Genomic DNA, 14,898 nt, shown 5'->3' with positions numbered 1-14,898 from the left:
CAGAACTGGTCGATACCCGACCCGAGTAAGAGAAGCCAGGTGGCCAGGATCAAAAAACAGCCTGTTTTTCCGAAGGGTTGTGCAAGCCATCCCCGACTGAGCGAGAACGTCTACAGGGGGCTTGGCTCACCGATGAGTCAACTATCACCGGGATTTGCCCTATGACGGGAAGCCTCGGGTCGGGAGAGGATCGACACGGCAAAGCGAATAATCTTTAGCGTGATTTTGCTGGTCAAAACATGTTGTAACGGAATGGATAAGTGCTTCGATAGACCAAATAGCTTCCCCTTCAAATCCCTTTGTTGGGATGGCTGTCACTGTTTATTTCCGTGTTTAATCCCCTCCGAAAGGAACTTCACATGAAGCGCATCACTACCGCTGCAATCGCAGCCGCAACTGCAATGTCCCTCGCCACTGTTCCGGCAATGGCAGAAGAGGAAGGCAGCTCGGGGAATGGCGGTTCCTCCGTTGGCAGCCAGGAAGGCAACAACAAGAAGTCTTCGGAGTACACCAATGAGGAGGCCATCGACTACGCCAAGGAGAACAAGGACAAAGCCAAGGGTCCTGTAAAGAGCGCCCTGGACAAGGACGACGATGGCAAGTCGCTCGGCTCGCTCGCATCCTCCCTGAAGTCTGATAAGGCTAATGACTGGGAGCCAGGCAAGACCGCCAACATCCTGCTGGGCACCGGCATCACCGCCGCGATCCTGGCTGTGATCGCGTTCCTGACCAACGGCGGCGGCCTGAAGCTCCCGTTCTAAGCAGAACTTCCCCTCCACGTAGAAAAATCCCACCCTGGCTGGAAGCTGGGGTGGGATTTGGCGTCGGTAAGCAAGAGGCCCTAATGCGGGAACTTGGTGGCGGCCTCTTCCCACAGGCCCTCGAACTCTTCGGGCGTGAGGCGCGTGGCGCGGATGCCTTCGAGCTGGCTGTAGAGGTCCGGGTGCGGGACCACGTCGAGGGGCTGGTTGGCCTGGCCGATGACGCGGCCGTCGATGAAAATGCCGGTGATGGTTTCCGCCGGGTCGAGCTCGATCATGCGGAGCATCGCGCATTCGGAGGCGCTGCGCTCTTCAAGCTCCGCGATGTTCAGCAGCTCGCCGCCGAGCTCCGGGACGGTGTAGTGGATGCGCACGTAATGTTTCACGTGAAACACTCTAGGCGGTTTACGCGTGAAGCCGCGAAGCGTACGCGGAGCACGTCACGATCTGGATCATGTGATAGATCATCAGCGGGACAATCAGCACGCCCAGCTGCGCGCCGCCGAAGATCACCGTTGCCATGGGCAGGCCGGTGGCGAGCGACTTCTGCGTGCCGCACATCTGCACAGCGACGCGGTCCTCGCGGTTGAAGCCCAGCGCCTGCGGGAGAACCTTGGAAAGCCACAGCATCGCCACCACCAACACAACGGCGAATACGGCCAGGAAGACGATCTCCCACAGCTTCACATTTGACCACACGCCGGAGACCACGCCGCTGGAAAACGCGGAGTAGACCACCATCCAGATGGAACCGCGGTCCACTATCTTCGTGGCCTTGGACTTGGCAATCTCTTTTGCCCGCGGCACGTAATTGTGCGCCAGCTGGCCAAGTACGAACGGCAGGAGGAGTTGGAGGGCGATGTTGGTGAACACGGTGGCGTCGATACGCACGCCCGTCCCGGTGCCCATCAGCAGCATCACCAGCACAGGCGTTGCCACCACACCGACTAGCGACGACACCGACGCCGCCACCACCGCCCCCGAGACATTGCCCCGCGCAATACCGGTCAGCGCCACCGAGGACTGCACCGTGGACGGCACCAACATGGCAAACAAAATGCCCTGGTAAATCTCCTGCGACAAAAACGCCGTAGTTGGCCGGAGAAGCACGCCAATCAACGGGTAAATCAGGAAGGTAAACGCAAGAATCAACAGGTGAAGCCGCCAGTTGGTCAGGCCCTTCATCGCCTCATGGGTGGAAAGGCGCGCGCCGTACAGGAAGAACAGCAGTGCAATGGCAAGCTTCACCGCCACGGCAAACCCGTCCGCAAAGCTGCCGCTGGCCGGCACAATGAACGCGATGACCATCGAGGCGAAGATGCCCACAAGCAGCGGGTCGAACCGTTTTAAGAAACCTTCAAGAAAACCAGGCATGCGGGTAATTCTACGAACTCGTAGCTATTCTGGCGGCATGCTCCTCAACGAACCGCTCACCCTTCGCTCCCTGACCGTCCGCAACCGCATCTGGCTTCCGCCCATGTGCCAGTATCGCTGCCGCAACGAAGACGGTATCCCGGGCGCGTGGCACATGATGCACTACGGCGCGCGTGCCGCCGGCGGCTTCGGGGTCATCGTCGCGGAAGCCACCGCGATTGTGCCGGAGGGCCGGATCTCCAATTACTGCGCCGGCCTGTGGAGCCAGGAGCACGTCGACGCGTGGGCGCCAATCGTCTCGCTTGCCAAGTCGCTCGGCGCCGCGATGGGCATCCAACTCAACCACGCCGGCCGCAAAGCCTCCACCTACCCGATGCTGCCCCAAGTGACCGGCCGCAGGAGCATTCCGCTTGACGACGCCGGGTGGCAAACCACCGCGCCCTCCCCCATCCCATCCGAGGGCCATGCCGAACCGCGCGAACTGACACTGGAGGAGGTCCGTGAGCTTCCCGCGCTCTTTGCCGCCGCGGCGACCCGTGCCGTGGAGGCCGACTTCGACTTCGTGGAAATCCACGCGGCGCACGGCTACCTGCTGCACCAGTTCCTCTCCCCGCTGTCGAACCAGCGAAGCGATGAGTATGGCGGCTCGCGCGAGAACCGGGCGCGCCTGTTGCTTGAGGTGGTGTCCGCCGTGCGCGAGGTGCTGCCGGACGGCATGCCACTGTTGGTCCGCCTGTCTGCCTCCGAGTGGCTGGACCCGGAAGGCTGGACGTTGGATGACTCCCGCTGGCTTGGCGCCCAGTTGCGCGACAAGGGCGTTGATCTTATCGACGTCTCCTCTAGCGGCAACGTCCGCGCCAACATTCCCGTTGAACCCGGCTACCAAGTGCCGTTTGCACGCGCCTTGAAAGACGCAAGCGGCCTGCCGGTAGCGGCCGTGGGGTTAATCACGGACGCCCAGCAGGCCGAAAACATTCTGGAAGCAGGCGATGCGGACGCCGTCATGATCGGGCGCGCCGCCCTGCGCAACGCGGAGTGGGCCATTGATGCGTTGGAGGAGCTCGGCGTGGATCACGCCAAGCTGCCGTACCCGGACTCCTACTTCAGGGCTTACTGATTGCTCGCGGTGACGGTGTCGCCGTTGTCTGCAAGCGCAGCCGTCATCATGCCGGTTTCGGACGGACCGGAGGTCACCGAGCCGTCCACAATGCTGAAGGTGGAACCGTGCTTGGTGCAGCGCACCTCATCACCGTTAACCACCGTGATCTTCGCGCCCTGGTGCGGGCACATGGTGGAGTACGCCACGAAGTTGCCCTCGGTTGGCTGGGCGATGATGAAGCGATCCATAATCACCGCGCTGCCAACAGGTACCTCGGTTTTGGCAAGCTCCGCGGTCGGCTCCTGACCACAGGCGGCCAGGAACGCGCCGGCGAAGGTTGCCGCGGAGCCGAGGATGAACATGCGGCGGGAGCAGGTGTGCGGGGTCGGGTTTGTCATGCCTTCACCGTAGCTTGCTTCATAGCCCGGACGTAGTCAGACAGCTCCGCTTTCAGCCCAGCCATATCGGTCACACGTCCCGGGTTCGGGTGGGTGTGCTCGGTGTACTTGGCAATGATGTTGCTGATCGCGGAACCCGTGATGGCACCTGAGGCACCCGCGGCAATCGCGTCGCGGACGTGCTCCGGGCGGGAAATGCCAAAGCCCAACAGCACTGGCGCCCCACCGAAGGAGTTGATGTTGTCCACAACCTCGCGGAGTCCGTCCACGGTGGCTTCCTTCTCAGCGCCGGTCACGCCGTCGCGAGAAATGGCGTAGATGTAGCCGCGGGAGTTCGCCGCCACACCCTCCAACGTTTCACGCGACGCCTTCGCCGGTGCGATGTAGATCGGATCCACACCCGCGGCGGTGGCGGCCTCGGTGAACGGTTGGGACTCGCGCACGGGGACGTCTGGAAGCAAAATGCTATCTGCACCCGCGGAGTGGAAGTCCGGGTAGAAACGGTCCAGCCCGCGCACGTAGGCAACGTTGGCGTAGATCAACATGCCAATCGGCAGCTCCGGGAAGCGCTGGCGAAGCTCACGCACCTGATCCAGCGCCTGCTGCACCGTCGCACCGCCGTCAAGGGCGCGCACGTGTGCGGTCTGGATCGCTGGGCCGTCCGCAACCGGATCAGAAAACGGCACGCCCAGCTCCACGGCATCCGCACCAGCCTCAACCACGGTGGTGATGATCTCCACGGCCTCTGCCGGCGAGGGGTCAGAGAGCATGATGAACGGAACGAACGCGCCCTCCCCTTTCTCCTCTAGGCGCTTGAACATTGCGTCATAGCGGCTCATCGCTGCTCCTCCTTATCGGATCCTTTAGCAGAAATAACCCAATCCGGATGCTCCTCCAGCGTCTTGCGAACGTGTGCCACGTCCTTATCCCCGCGCCCGGAAAGGCAGACCAAGATGTTCAATGGGGAGGCGTTGGTGGGGTGTTCGGCTGCGCGTCGTAAAGCATAAGCAAGCGCGTGCGAGGACTCGAGGGCCGGAATGATGCCCTCGTGGCGGGAGAGCAACTGGAAGGCGCGCAGGGCCTCCTCATCAGTCACCGGCACGTACTTCGCGCGGCCGGACTTGGCCAGGTAGGCGTGCTCCGGGCCAACCGCCGGGTAGTCCAGGCCGGCGGAGATGCTGTAGGACTCCTCGACCTGTCCGTCGTCATCACGCATCAGGTAAGAACGCGTGCCGTGCAAAATGCCGACGGTGCCCTGGGCGATCGCGGCGCCGTGCATGCCCACGCCGTAGCCCTCGCCGCCCGGCTCGGCGCCGACGAGCTCCACGCCCTCATCATCAATGAACTCCGCGAACATGCCGATCGCGTTGGAGCCGCCGCCCACACACGCAACCACCGTGTCCGGCAAGGCGCCTGTGCGCTCCAGCATCTGGGCGCGCGCCTCGGCAGAAATCACGCGGTGGAATTCCTTCACAATCTTCGGGAACGGGTGCGGGCCCGCCGCGGTGCCAAGCAGGTAGTGCGACTCATGGAACGTGGCCGTCCAATCGCGCAGCGCCTCATTCACGGCATCCTTCAAGGTGCCTGCGCCGGACTCCACGCCGATAACCTCCGCACCCATCAGGCGCATGCGGTAGACGTTCGGCTCTTGGCGGGCCATATCCACCTTGCCCATGTAAATCACACAATCCAGGTCCAGCAGCGCGCACGCCAGCGCCGTCGCCGTGCCGTGCTGGCCCGCGCCGGTCTCCGCGATGATGCGCGTCTTGCCCATCTGCTTTGCCAGCAGCGCCTGCCCAATCACCTGGTTGGTCTTGTGTGCGCCGCCGTGCACGAGGTCCTCGCGCTTGAGAAAGATGCGCGCGTTGCCGTTCAGCGGCAGGTTGCGGCACTCCGTCAGCGGGGTCGGGCGGCCCAGGTAATCCCGCAGCAGCGCGCGGTATTCGGCCATGAACTCCTCGTTTTCAAAGGCCTCTACAAACGCGCGCTCCAGCTGATCCAGTGCCGGCATCAGCGACTCGGGCACAAACTGCCCGCCGAACTCACCGTAATACGCAGGCAGCAGGGTTTTGCCGCCGCGGCTGTACTCACTCATTGTTGTCCTCCACATAGAAATTCCCAATCACCGAAAACGCCTGGCGCAGCTTCGCCGCATCCTTGCGCCCCGGCGCATACTCCACACCAGAATTCAGGTCCACGCCGGCCACCCCGGTTGCCAAGGCCTCCGCAACATTGTCCGGGTTCAGCCCACCGGCAAGCAGAGCTTTTTGCTTATCGACGCCACGCAGCACCCCCCAATCAAACCTTTCCCCCGAACCGCCCTCATGGGCATCGAGCACAAGCATGTCCACGTCTTCAGCGATGGCTTGCGCGATCTCGGGGCCGAGCATGTCCGTCATCGAAACTGCGCGCCATACCTCAACATGTTCGGGAACCTCGGCGTGAACGCGTGCGATGAGCTCGCGCTCCTTCTCCACCGACGCCTGCAGCGGTGCGTGAATCTGCACAGCCGCGATGCCGTCCTGGATCAGCGCGCCGTAGTTCTCCGTGCGGCGAGAGACCGCGACGTACTTTAGGCCGCGCTCGTGCGCGATGATGTTGGCGGATGTTTCACGTGAAACATTGCGGAAGCTGGCATCCTCAAAGATCAGCCCGCCGTAGACTGCGCCGGCCGCCTTCGCTGCCTGCGCCGCGGATGGGCTGGTGAGCCCGCAGACCTTATTCGGCCCGTAGACCAACTCGCGCACCGCCAGGTCCACGTCCGGCTGGCTGGTCAGTTGGGATCCCACGAGGAACCCGTCAGAGTGCGCGCCGAGCGCGCGAACCGTGCGCACGTCCCTGATCCCCGACTCCGAAACCACCACCGAGTCCTCCGGTGCGAACTGCGCCAGGTGCTTGGAGCGCGTCAGGTCAATGGACAAGTCGTGCAAGTTGCGGTGGTTCACGCCGAAGATCTTCGCGCCGAGCTTGGCCGCGCGGTGCGCTTCCTCTTCATCGATCACCTCGGTGAGCACGTCCATGCCAAGGGAGTCCGCCAGCGCGGAGAGGCGCGAGTACTCCTCATCGTCCAACACAGAGAGCATGAGCAAGATGGCGTCCGCACCAAAGTAGCGAGCGGCGTACACCTGGATCTCATCAATGATGAAGTCCTTGCACAGCACCGGCAGGTGCGTGGTGGAGGCGACCGTTGCCAGGTGGTCGTAGTCGCCGCCGAAGCGGTCGGGCTCGCAAAGCACGGAGATGCCCGCCGCCTTGGAGTGGCCGTGGGAGTACACGGTGGCGATCTCCCCCGGCTCGTAATGTTCGCGGATCATGCCTAAAGACGGCGACGCGCTCTTGCACTCCAAAATAAAACTGGTCCCCGGACGCTTCAGATTCTCGTACAACGAGCGTTCTGATTTAGGTAACGTGTCAAAATTAACGCCATGTAGCCGTGCGCGAATTTCGTCAATGTGACCTTTTCGTCCAGCGACGATATTCTCCAGAACCGTAGGAAGCTTAGGCACTGTAATCGGTCCCCTCGTGCTTCTGCAGCCAGGCTTGAACGGTGCCGTCGTTAAGCAAGGTGCTCGCATGCGTTACACCTTCCGCAATCGTGTCCGCCTTGCCGTAGAGGTAGAACATGGCGCCGGCGGAAAGCGCAATCGCGTCGTGGTGCGCCTGGGGGCCTTCGCCCGCAAAGGTGGCGCGCATGTAGGCGGCGTTCTCCGCGCCGTCGCCACCGCGCAGCGCCTCTAGCGGGTGGCGCGAAACGCCGAGCTCCTCCGGGGTGATGGTGTAGTGCGTGATCTCGCCCTCGCGGTCTAGCTCCCACACCTGGGTGTCACCATGGACCGCAATCTCATCCGTACCCGCGCCGTGTACCACGAGTGCGCGACCGCGGCCCAGCTCACGCATGGTTTCCGCGATCACCTGGCCCTGCTTCGGGTTGGCAATGCCCATGATCTGGAACTCCGGGCGAGCAGGCGAAAGCAGCGGGCCCATCGTGTTGAACAGTGTGGACACGCCGAGGGACTTACGCACCGGCTGCACGTGCGCAATCGCCGGGTTGTAGGCCGGGGCAAACAGGAACGTGAAGTTCGCAGCCTCGAACTGGCGCACCGCACGATCCGGGTCCAGGTCCAGCGGAATGTTCAGCGCCTCAAGCACGTCCGCGGAACCGGACTTGGAAGATACGGAGCGGTTGCCGCACTTGATCATCTTCACGCCACCAGCAGCCGCGGTCAGTGAGGCAGCGGTGGTGATGTTGATGGTATTCGCGCCGTCACCACCCGTACCGGCGGTGTCCATGATCCCCTCCCCCGTCACCGGGAACGGGCGGCCGGCAGCCAGGAACGCCTGGGTCGCACCCGCGATGTCGGCGAAGGTCTCGCCGCGCGTACGGATCGTGGCCAACAGCGCTGCGATGTGTACGTCGTCATAATCACCGATAGTCAGCGGGGTAAACGCCTCCACGGCCTCTTCAAGCGTGGGCGCCGGGTTATCCAAAAAGCGACGCAGAATTTCCAGAGACTTTTCACTTGCCATTGTTTGCACCTTTCTGCAGCAGTTGAGTAACGCAGCGCTCGAGCATGATCGGGCCGGCCGGCGTCAAAATAGATTCGGGGTGAAATTGCAGGCCAATGGCCATACTATCCGTCGTCTCGGCGGCCATGATCACCTCACCAATTTCAGTATCGGCCCACGCAAGGGCGCGCATCCCCTCCGGCTCCTGCGTTGCGCCAAGCGAGTGGTAACGGGCAACAGGGACGCTGTTGCTTGGTTCGGTGGGCGTGCCGCCGGTGGTCAGGCCGCCGAATAGCAAACTAGCCCTGCCGGCCTCGGTCAGGCGCATCGGTCGGGATGTGCCGTGCTCCGGGCCGCACGGGCTAACGCGGCCGCCGTGGTGTTCAATCAGTGCCTGGTAGCCAAGGCAGATGCCCAGGATTGGGATGCGGCCCTGGGCGCGGCCGATGACCTCCATCATGCAGCCGGCCTCGACCGGGTAGCCGGGGCCGGGCGAGAGCACGATCAGGTCCGGGTTAGCGGCCAGCACCGTGTCGGCGGAGACGGTGTTGCGGTAGACCACCATCTCGTGGTCGCCGGTATCCCGAAGCGCGTCGACCAGGTTGTAGACAAACGAGTCCTGGTTATCCAGCATCACAATTGTCATTTGATTACCTCCAGCTCCGCGTCGGCAGCCAGGGCCAACGCGTTGAGTACGGCGTATGCCTTGTGCAGGGTTTCGTCGGCTTCGGCCTGCGGGTCCGAATCCCGCACCACGCCCGCGCCCGCCTGAACCACCGATGTTTCACGTGAAACATAGGCGGAACGGATGACAATGCATGTGTCAAAGTCGCCATTGCCGCGCAGGTAGCCCACTGCCCCGCCGTAGGAGCCGCGGCGCGTGCCCTCCATCTCACGCAACAACTCCGTCGCGCGCAGCTTCGGCGCGCCCGTCAGCGTGCCCATGTTCATACACGCGCGGTACGCATCCAGCGCATCCAGGTCCTGAGCAAGCGTCGCCGTGACCCGGCTGACCAGGTGCATCACGCGCGAATAGCGGTCCACCTGCAACAGCTCCGCCACCTTGCGAGTCCCCGGCTCAGCCACACGCGCCAGGTCATTGCGCGCCAGATCCACCAGCATCGTGTGCTCCGCAACCTCCTTCGCATCCGTACGAAGCTGCAGCTCCATGCGCGTATCCAACTCCAAATTCACGCTGCCATCCGCGTTCAACCCGCGCGGTCGCGTGCCCGCGATCGGGTACAACTGCACCTCGCGCGTGGCCGGATCAAACTTCAGGTTGGACTCCGGCGAAGCCCCAAACAACTCGTAGGGCTGCCCCGCCCGGTCCACACCGCGCACATAAAACATGTACGGCGACGGGTTCGTCTCACGCAGCCGCTGGTACGCCGCAAACGCATCCCGGCAGGTCGTAGTAAAACTGCGCGCCGGCACCACCTGGTAAATATCCCCGTTGGCAATGGAGCCCTTCAGCTTCTCCACGTCCCTCCGAAACTCCCCATCACCCATACTCGCGGCCACACGCAGCGTGTTTTCCGGGTGTGGGGCGGGGGTGTAGGTCTGCGTTGGGGCGTCGATACGCATGGCGAGCTCTGAAAGATCAATGCCCTCGCCGGTGGCATCCACGGCGGCTAGGTACGCGGTCTGCGCCTGGTGATCCACCTTCAGCAGCACCTCTGCCAGCACAAACTGGTAATCCGGGTAGGTGTTCTCCCCCTCCTGGACCTGCGGCAGCGTCTCAAACGTTTCCAGATAATCAAACGCGAACCCGCCCGCCAACAGTGGAAAGTCCTCGTTGCCGTAGCCGGCCTTGGTGCTCAGGGCGCGCAGCACCTCCGCACTCGACGGCGCCGTCAGCCGCTCCCGCTCATCCTCGGCCTTGCTTGCCGGGAACTCGTAGGTGTTTTCGGCGGTTGCGTACGGCTTGAGCTGCTCTTGGGCTTGCTTGGCTAGCAGCTCGCCGGACTCGGTGAACGGCTCGATGCTCACCTGGTTGCCATTGCAGGTCACTCTTAACGACGCCTTGAGCACCGCCATCGAATGCAACCCCGACTTCGTCGTAATATCAGCGGACTCTAAAAGCACGGAGTCTTCCTGCTCGCAGCCACCAAGGTGCGCGAACAAACTGGAGACGTCCTCGTGATAGCGCACGTCTACCTTTGTAAACCGCGGCTGTGGTGGGGATTTGCTCATTGTGTTCGTCCTTTATCGTTGTGCTTTGTCTTATGCAGCACCGGGGACTTAGAGCAAAGGCCCGCGGCGCTTGGTTTGGGTTCAAGCTGGCGGGCCAGAAGATTTTTTCTACGTTGACTTGTGGCACGCCGTCTACGCGAGCCACCACCACTGAAGATTGCCGTGGGCCAAGTTGTTGAAAGTCACGCATGACAGCGTAGCGCATAATTTGCGCCCACATGTGATTTCCGAAGAATATTGCCGTTTCGGCCGATTTCGTGCCCCATTTGGGTGGGATCGGGCCGTTTTCCGAAGTATACTTCCGATTCAACGCTTTAATCAGCGAAAAACTGGCACTATGCCGTCCGAGCCCGTATGAATCCGAAGGATACTTCCGAAATGCAGCAGCGTCCCGATCCGATGGTCATCGCCGGAACAATTGGCGCCACCATCCGCCAAACCAGAAAATCCCTCGGGCTCACCCAGGTACAGCTGGCGCAGCTTGCCAACCTTTCAGACAAGACGGTGCGCGACCTCGAGCACGGAACGGCAACGCCAAGCCTCAAGGCAGCACTAGAAACACTCGATGTCCTCGGCCTTCGCCTGGAGGTCACGCCGTGAACTCGCTTGAACAGTTACGGACCGTCAAGCGTGCGGACGTCTGGAAGCAAGATGCCCACGTTGCAACGCTGGTGCGAAAAGAAGACGGCGGGGTCACCTTTGCGTATCTTCCCGGGTATGCGGGTCCTCCGGTGGCGAAGTCGTTGCCGGTGGTTGACGGGGGCGTCGATTCGCAAGGCGGTGCACTACCAGCCTTTTTCACCGGGCTGCTGCCGGAGGGCCACCGCTTGAGTGTCATCCGGAAACTGGTGAAGACTTCGCTGGATGATGAGCTGTCCCTTCTTCTGGCAATTGGCAACGACCTACCTGGTGACGTTCGCGTGGTACCCACGGGCACGAAACCCGTGCCACCCGTCCAGCAGGGAGAACCTGGGCATCTCGACTTCCAAACGCTGACCGAAACAGTGGAAACGCAGGGTCTCGCCGGCGTGCAAGGGAAAGCATCTGCCTCCATGATCAACACGCCGCTGACCATCGATCGTGGCGACTACATCCTGAAACTCAGCTCCGCAGAGTATCCGCAGCTTGTGGAAAATGAGCATCTGCACCTGCAGCACGCTGCCAAGTTAGGCATTCCGGTTGCACAATCACAGCTGGTCCAAGACCGCAACGGTGTCAGTGGACTCTTAGTCCAACGCTTTGATCGGTATGGGGGCCGGAGGCTCCCGCTTGAAGACGCTACGCAGATCCTCAACATCCCCCCATCCCAGAAATACAACGTCACAGCCGAAGAAGTGACCCAGGCTCTCGCCGAAGTTACTGCACAGCCGCGTATTGCAGTCCGAACGCTTTATTTGCAGTTGGTGTTCGCATGGCTGACCGGCAACGGCGACTGCCACGCCAAAAACGTATCGGTTGTTCAAAATGCGGCAGGTAACTGGGAGGTCGCGCCCATGTACGACATCCCCTGCACAGCCGTGTACCGCGACTTCACCCTTGCACTGACAGTGAACGGCAAAACTAAAAACCTGCGCGCAAGGGACTGGGATGCCTTCGCGGAGAGCATTAGTCTCCCGCTGAAAGCCGCACACGGTGCAAATGAAATCGCGCTCACGGTTGCCAGCGGTATCAACCTCGCGGAGATTCCCGTGGAAGGTTCTGCACTCTACGGCGCGGAGCGTGAGCTACGGTTCCGACGCTCACAGCTCGAACCCTGACAGTAGGCCCCGGCGGGTTCGGGTGGGTCTGGGTGTGGATCCTGTAAGCAACCCCGGGGTCGCTTACAAAACCCCAGGTCGCGTTAGTCACATCCGTAACAAACGGCCTTGTTTGCAATGAGGCCAGTGGGGCGTGTGGGGTTAGCGCTGGTCAGGGGGCTACTGGCCGCCTAGAGTTACTCGCCGCCGGTCTTGTTGCCGGTCTTGTTGTCGGCTTGGGTGGCGGCGTTTCGCAAGGCACCCAGGTCCACGGCCGGGGCGGCGGCACCAGCACCGGTACCGGCGCTGGCGGAATCGGCGGAGGTGGAGGACAGCGCGTCGTCGACAAGCAGGGCAGCCCTGGCGCCGAAGTTCCCACCAACCGAAAGAGCAACAACGGACGCAACCACCGCAATGGCCGGGGCGATCCACAGCCAACCGGAGGCGATGAACGCAAACGCGGCGGCCAACGCGAGGCCCACACCGGTGAGAATCCAGAAGGGGCCGACCACACGGTGGGCCTGGCGCCAGGTGGACTCGTTCTTGCGAACCTCAGGAACCCGCAGGCCAACAACATTATTGCCGGGGAGTTTGCCGGCGGTAGCCATGGCGCCGACGATAAGGAAAACAAGCGCCAGGACGATAAAAATGGTGCCAAGCACCGCGTTGAGCGTGGTCATGGTTGCAAGCGGGGACATGCACCCAAGCATAAACCCGAAGCGACGGCCAAAGAAAACGCCCCATAATTGGAAAACAGGTGCTTATTTAGGGGAAAATGAGAAATTAGCGTAGGCATGAGCCGCGCCCTGTCCAATTCCCGTTCACTGTAGAAGGGTTTCAGCAATGAAATCGAAACTCCTGAACTCGCTGCTGATGTGGATTGTGCTGGCGATCATCGCCGGTTACGTCTGCAGCTTGTTCTTCCCTGACTGGCTTGCGCGCGTGTTTGTCACGTTCAACGGCCTGTTCTCCAACTTCCTGGGCTTCTTCGTCCCGGTGTTGATTTTCGCGCTCATCGCGCCGGCCATCGCCGGCTTGGGAAAGGGGGCGGGCAAGTGGCTCGGCGTCACCGCCGGCGTTGCGTACGGTTCCACGATTATTTCCGGTCTCATCGCGTGGGGCACCGCAACCGTGCTCTACCCGATTTTTCTTAATGACGGCCTAGTCACCTCCGTCGACGACCCCAGTGAAGGCGGCCTCGAACCATTCTTCAGCGTCGAAATGCCAGCGCCGTTCCCGGTGATGGCTGCGCTGCTGCTGTCCTTTGTCATCGGTGTTGCAATGACCGCGGTGCCGTCGCGGACCATGCACCAGGTGCTTGATGAGCTCAACGCGGTGATCCTGAAGGTTGTCACCAGCTTTGTCATCCCGCTGCTGCCGATCTACATCTTCGGCACGTTCCTGAGCCTGGGCATGAATGACAACTTCGGCTCCACCATCGCCGCATTCGGTACCGTCCTGGTGCTGTCCATCGTGATGACCCTTGTCATCGTCCTGCTGCTCTACATCATCGCCGGTGTTATCGCTGGTGTGAACCCGTTCGTTGCCCTGAAGAACATGCTGCCGGCGTACTTCACCGCGCTGGGTACCTCTTCTTCCGCAGCCACGATCCCGGTCACCTACGCATCCACCCTGAAGAACAAGGTGGACGAGGACGTCGCCGGCTTCGTAGTCCCGCTGTGCGCGACGATTCACCTGTCGGGTTCCATGATGAAGATCATGCTGTACGCCCTGGCCATCGTGTTCATGGGTGGGCTTGATGTGACCAGCCCGCAAATCCTCGGCTTCATGCTGCTGCTGGGCATCATGATGATCGCTGCGCCGGGCGTGCCTGGTGGCGCCATCATGGCTGCGGTTGGCCTGCTGCAGGCGAACCTGGGTTTTGACGAGTCCATGGTCTCCCTCATGATCGCCGCCTACATCGTCGTTGACTCCTTCGGTACCGCCGCCAACGTCACCGGCGATGGTGCGATTGCGCTGATCATCAACAAGTTCGCCGCAGGCAAGATCAAGAGCACTTCGCTTGACGACGCTGACGCCAACGCAGAACACTCCACCCCAGCGAACACTGAAGCCAACGCCGAAGCTGCCCGCTAACCGCACTGGCTAGCCGCACAGACTGCTGCCGCACAGACTGCTGCCGCTGGCGAAGGACCGTTAGCGAAGGACCTCCAGACCTCTGGGGTCCTTTTTTCAATTGCGGCAAATATCTGCCAAACCGGGGATATCTGCCACGGCTCACAGGTGTTTGCCAGATTTCGCTTTGCGGCCTGGGCTTTTGCATTTGTTGTCGGGCACTCCCCTGCCCTCCCCACACCCCACCCACGCCCAACCCACGCCTTGCTAGACTACAACGCAAAATCCGCCAAATGTCTCCATATTCGACCTGCGGGTTTGCGGGGTAATTTTCAATGTCGTCTAGCAGTGAGGCAACAGTGAGGCAGTGTCGCTCCCTGCAAGGCGCTCCCGGTGGGCCTACTAGCACACAACGCAAAACTCAAGCTGAGTAAAGACAACTGACCTGGGGAAACATAGGGCCAAAATCATTGTCTGCTAGTGGCACACGCACGGCGGGTCGCGGCTACGACTCATCGCAACTCAAACCTGGCAATCACCTGGCAGTCAATGCAACTATCCCCGATTTGGCAGAATGCTTCCGCAATTCAAAAAAGCTCCCCCACCGCCCCAGGGCCAGCACATCACTGTGCGTCACTACGCCGTCACTCTATTATCTCTCGAAGAATAGGCCCCTCACTCTATAAAGTGACGCCCTCACTTTATAAATTGACCGAAAAGTGACCTGTCACTCTATAAAGTGAGGCCGTCACTCT

Annotated in this window: 15 protein-coding genes; 5 read left to right on the top strand and 10 right to left on the bottom strand. The window is 61.6% G+C overall.

Annotation, left to right across the window (positions count from 1 at the left end):
- Nucleotides 1-359 precede the first annotated feature (359 nt).
- A complete protein-coding gene (locus HMPREF3104_RS00595) occupies nt 360-761 on the top strand; it encodes a hypothetical protein (protein ID WP_070493194.1) in 402 nt (133 codons plus the stop codon).
- Nucleotides 762-841: 80 nt separating this feature from the next.
- On the opposite strand, the gene HMPREF3104_RS00590 is transcribed toward HMPREF3104_RS00595, so the two are convergent.
- Nucleotides 842-1,147 carry a hypothetical protein gene (locus HMPREF3104_RS00590; protein WP_070493229.1) on the bottom strand — a complete coding sequence of 102 codons (306 nt, stop codon included), beginning with the start codon at nt 1,145-1,147 and terminating at the stop codon, nt 842-844.
- A 19-nt stretch (nt 1,148-1,166) separates the two neighbouring features.
- Complete coding sequence (locus HMPREF3104_RS00585) at nt 1,167-2,135, bottom strand: bile acid:sodium symporter family protein (RefSeq protein ID WP_070493191.1); 969 nt, start codon at nt 2,133-2,135, stop codon at nt 1,167-1,169.
- 37 nt (nt 2,136-2,172) lie between these two features.
- Here HMPREF3104_RS00585 and HMPREF3104_RS00580 point away from each other — a divergent pair, with 37 nt between their 5' ends.
- Entirely contained in the window at nt 2,173-3,252 is a 1,080-nt protein-coding gene (locus HMPREF3104_RS00580; protein WP_070493188.1) for an NADH:flavin oxidoreductase/NADH oxidase, read from the top strand.
- On the opposite strand, the gene HMPREF3104_RS00575 is transcribed toward HMPREF3104_RS00580, so the two are convergent.
- Genes HMPREF3104_RS00575 through HMPREF3104_RS00545 form a run of 7 tightly spaced genes read right to left on the bottom strand, consistent with a single transcriptional unit; the run spans nt 3,246 to nt 10,331 of the window.
- On the bottom strand, nt 3,246-3,596 hold the full coding sequence (locus HMPREF3104_RS00575; RefSeq protein ID WP_070493225.1) for a Rieske (2Fe-2S) protein: 351 nt from the start codon (nt 3,594-3,596) through the stop codon (nt 3,246-3,248). The genes HMPREF3104_RS00580 and HMPREF3104_RS00575 overlap by 7 nt on opposite strands.
- A gap of 32 nt (nt 3,597-3,628) precedes the next feature.
- Nucleotides 3,629-4,471, bottom strand: a complete 843-nt coding sequence (gene trpA, locus HMPREF3104_RS00570; RefSeq protein ID WP_070493185.1) for a tryptophan synthase subunit alpha — start codon at nt 4,469-4,471, stop codon at nt 3,629-3,631.
- Nucleotides 4,468-5,727 carry a tryptophan synthase subunit beta gene (gene trpB, locus HMPREF3104_RS00565; RefSeq protein ID WP_070493182.1) on the bottom strand — a complete coding sequence of 420 codons (1,260 nt, stop codon included), beginning with the start codon at nt 5,725-5,727 and terminating at the stop codon, nt 4,468-4,470. Before trpB ends, trpA begins: the two co-directional genes overlap by 4 nt.
- Nucleotides 5,720-7,144 (bottom strand): bifunctional indole-3-glycerol-phosphate synthase TrpC/phosphoribosylanthranilate isomerase TrpF, encoded by a 1,425-nt coding sequence (gene trpCF, locus HMPREF3104_RS00560; protein ID WP_070493222.1) that lies wholly within the window; start codon nt 7,142-7,144, stop codon nt 5,720-5,722. The genes trpB and trpCF overlap by 8 nt, the downstream gene beginning before the upstream one ends.
- Complete coding sequence (gene trpD / locus HMPREF3104_RS00555; protein ID WP_070493179.1) at nt 7,131-8,159, bottom strand: anthranilate phosphoribosyltransferase; 1,029 nt, start codon at nt 8,157-8,159, stop codon at nt 7,131-7,133. Before trpD ends, trpCF begins: the two co-directional genes overlap by 14 nt.
- Nucleotides 8,149-8,784: a glutamine amidotransferase-related protein gene (locus HMPREF3104_RS00550; protein WP_070493176.1), complete on the bottom strand. Its 636-nt coding sequence runs from the start codon at nt 8,782-8,784 to the stop codon at nt 8,149-8,151. Before HMPREF3104_RS00550 ends, trpD begins: the two co-directional genes overlap by 11 nt.
- Nucleotides 8,781-10,331 carry an anthranilate synthase component 1 gene (locus tag HMPREF3104_RS00545; protein WP_070493173.1) on the bottom strand — a complete coding sequence of 517 codons (1,551 nt, stop codon included), beginning with the start codon at nt 10,329-10,331 and terminating at the stop codon, nt 8,781-8,783. Before HMPREF3104_RS00545 ends, HMPREF3104_RS00550 begins: the two co-directional genes overlap by 4 nt.
- Nucleotides 10,332-10,709: 378 nt before the next feature.
- On the opposite strand from HMPREF3104_RS00545, the gene HMPREF3104_RS00540 reads away from it, so the two are divergent.
- Both HMPREF3104_RS00540 and HMPREF3104_RS00535 read left to right on the top strand, forming a co-directional pair.
- Entirely contained in the window at nt 10,710-10,931 is a 222-nt protein-coding gene (locus tag HMPREF3104_RS00540) for a helix-turn-helix domain-containing protein (RefSeq protein WP_201822112.1), read from the top strand.
- Entirely contained in the window at nt 10,928-12,088 is a 1,161-nt protein-coding gene (locus HMPREF3104_RS00535; RefSeq protein ID WP_070493170.1) for a type II toxin-antitoxin system HipA family toxin, read from the top strand. Before HMPREF3104_RS00540 ends, HMPREF3104_RS00535 begins: the two co-directional genes overlap by 4 nt.
- 176 nt (nt 12,089-12,264) lie before the next feature.
- On the opposite strand, the gene HMPREF3104_RS00530 is transcribed toward HMPREF3104_RS00535, so the two are convergent.
- On the bottom strand, nt 12,265-12,765 hold the full coding sequence (locus HMPREF3104_RS00530; RefSeq protein WP_246816274.1) for an SdpI family protein: 501 nt from the start codon (nt 12,763-12,765) through the stop codon (nt 12,265-12,267).
- A 145-nt stretch (nt 12,766-12,910) separates the two neighbouring features.
- On the opposite strand from HMPREF3104_RS00530, the gene HMPREF3104_RS00525 reads away from it, so the two are divergent.
- On the top strand, nt 12,911-14,164 hold the full coding sequence (locus HMPREF3104_RS00525) for a dicarboxylate/amino acid:cation symporter (RefSeq protein ID WP_070493165.1): 1,254 nt from the start codon (nt 12,911-12,913) through the stop codon (nt 14,162-14,164).
- The last annotated feature ends 734 nt before the right edge of the window (nt 14,165-14,898 follow it).

Origin of the sequence: Corynebacterium sp. HMSC30G07 (genome assembly GCF_001806945.1) — a bacterium.
Taxonomy (GTDB): Bacteria; Actinomycetota; Actinomycetes; order Mycobacteriales; family Mycobacteriaceae; genus Corynebacterium; species Corynebacterium riegelii.
This window is presented reverse-complemented; position numbering and strand designations above follow the sequence as displayed.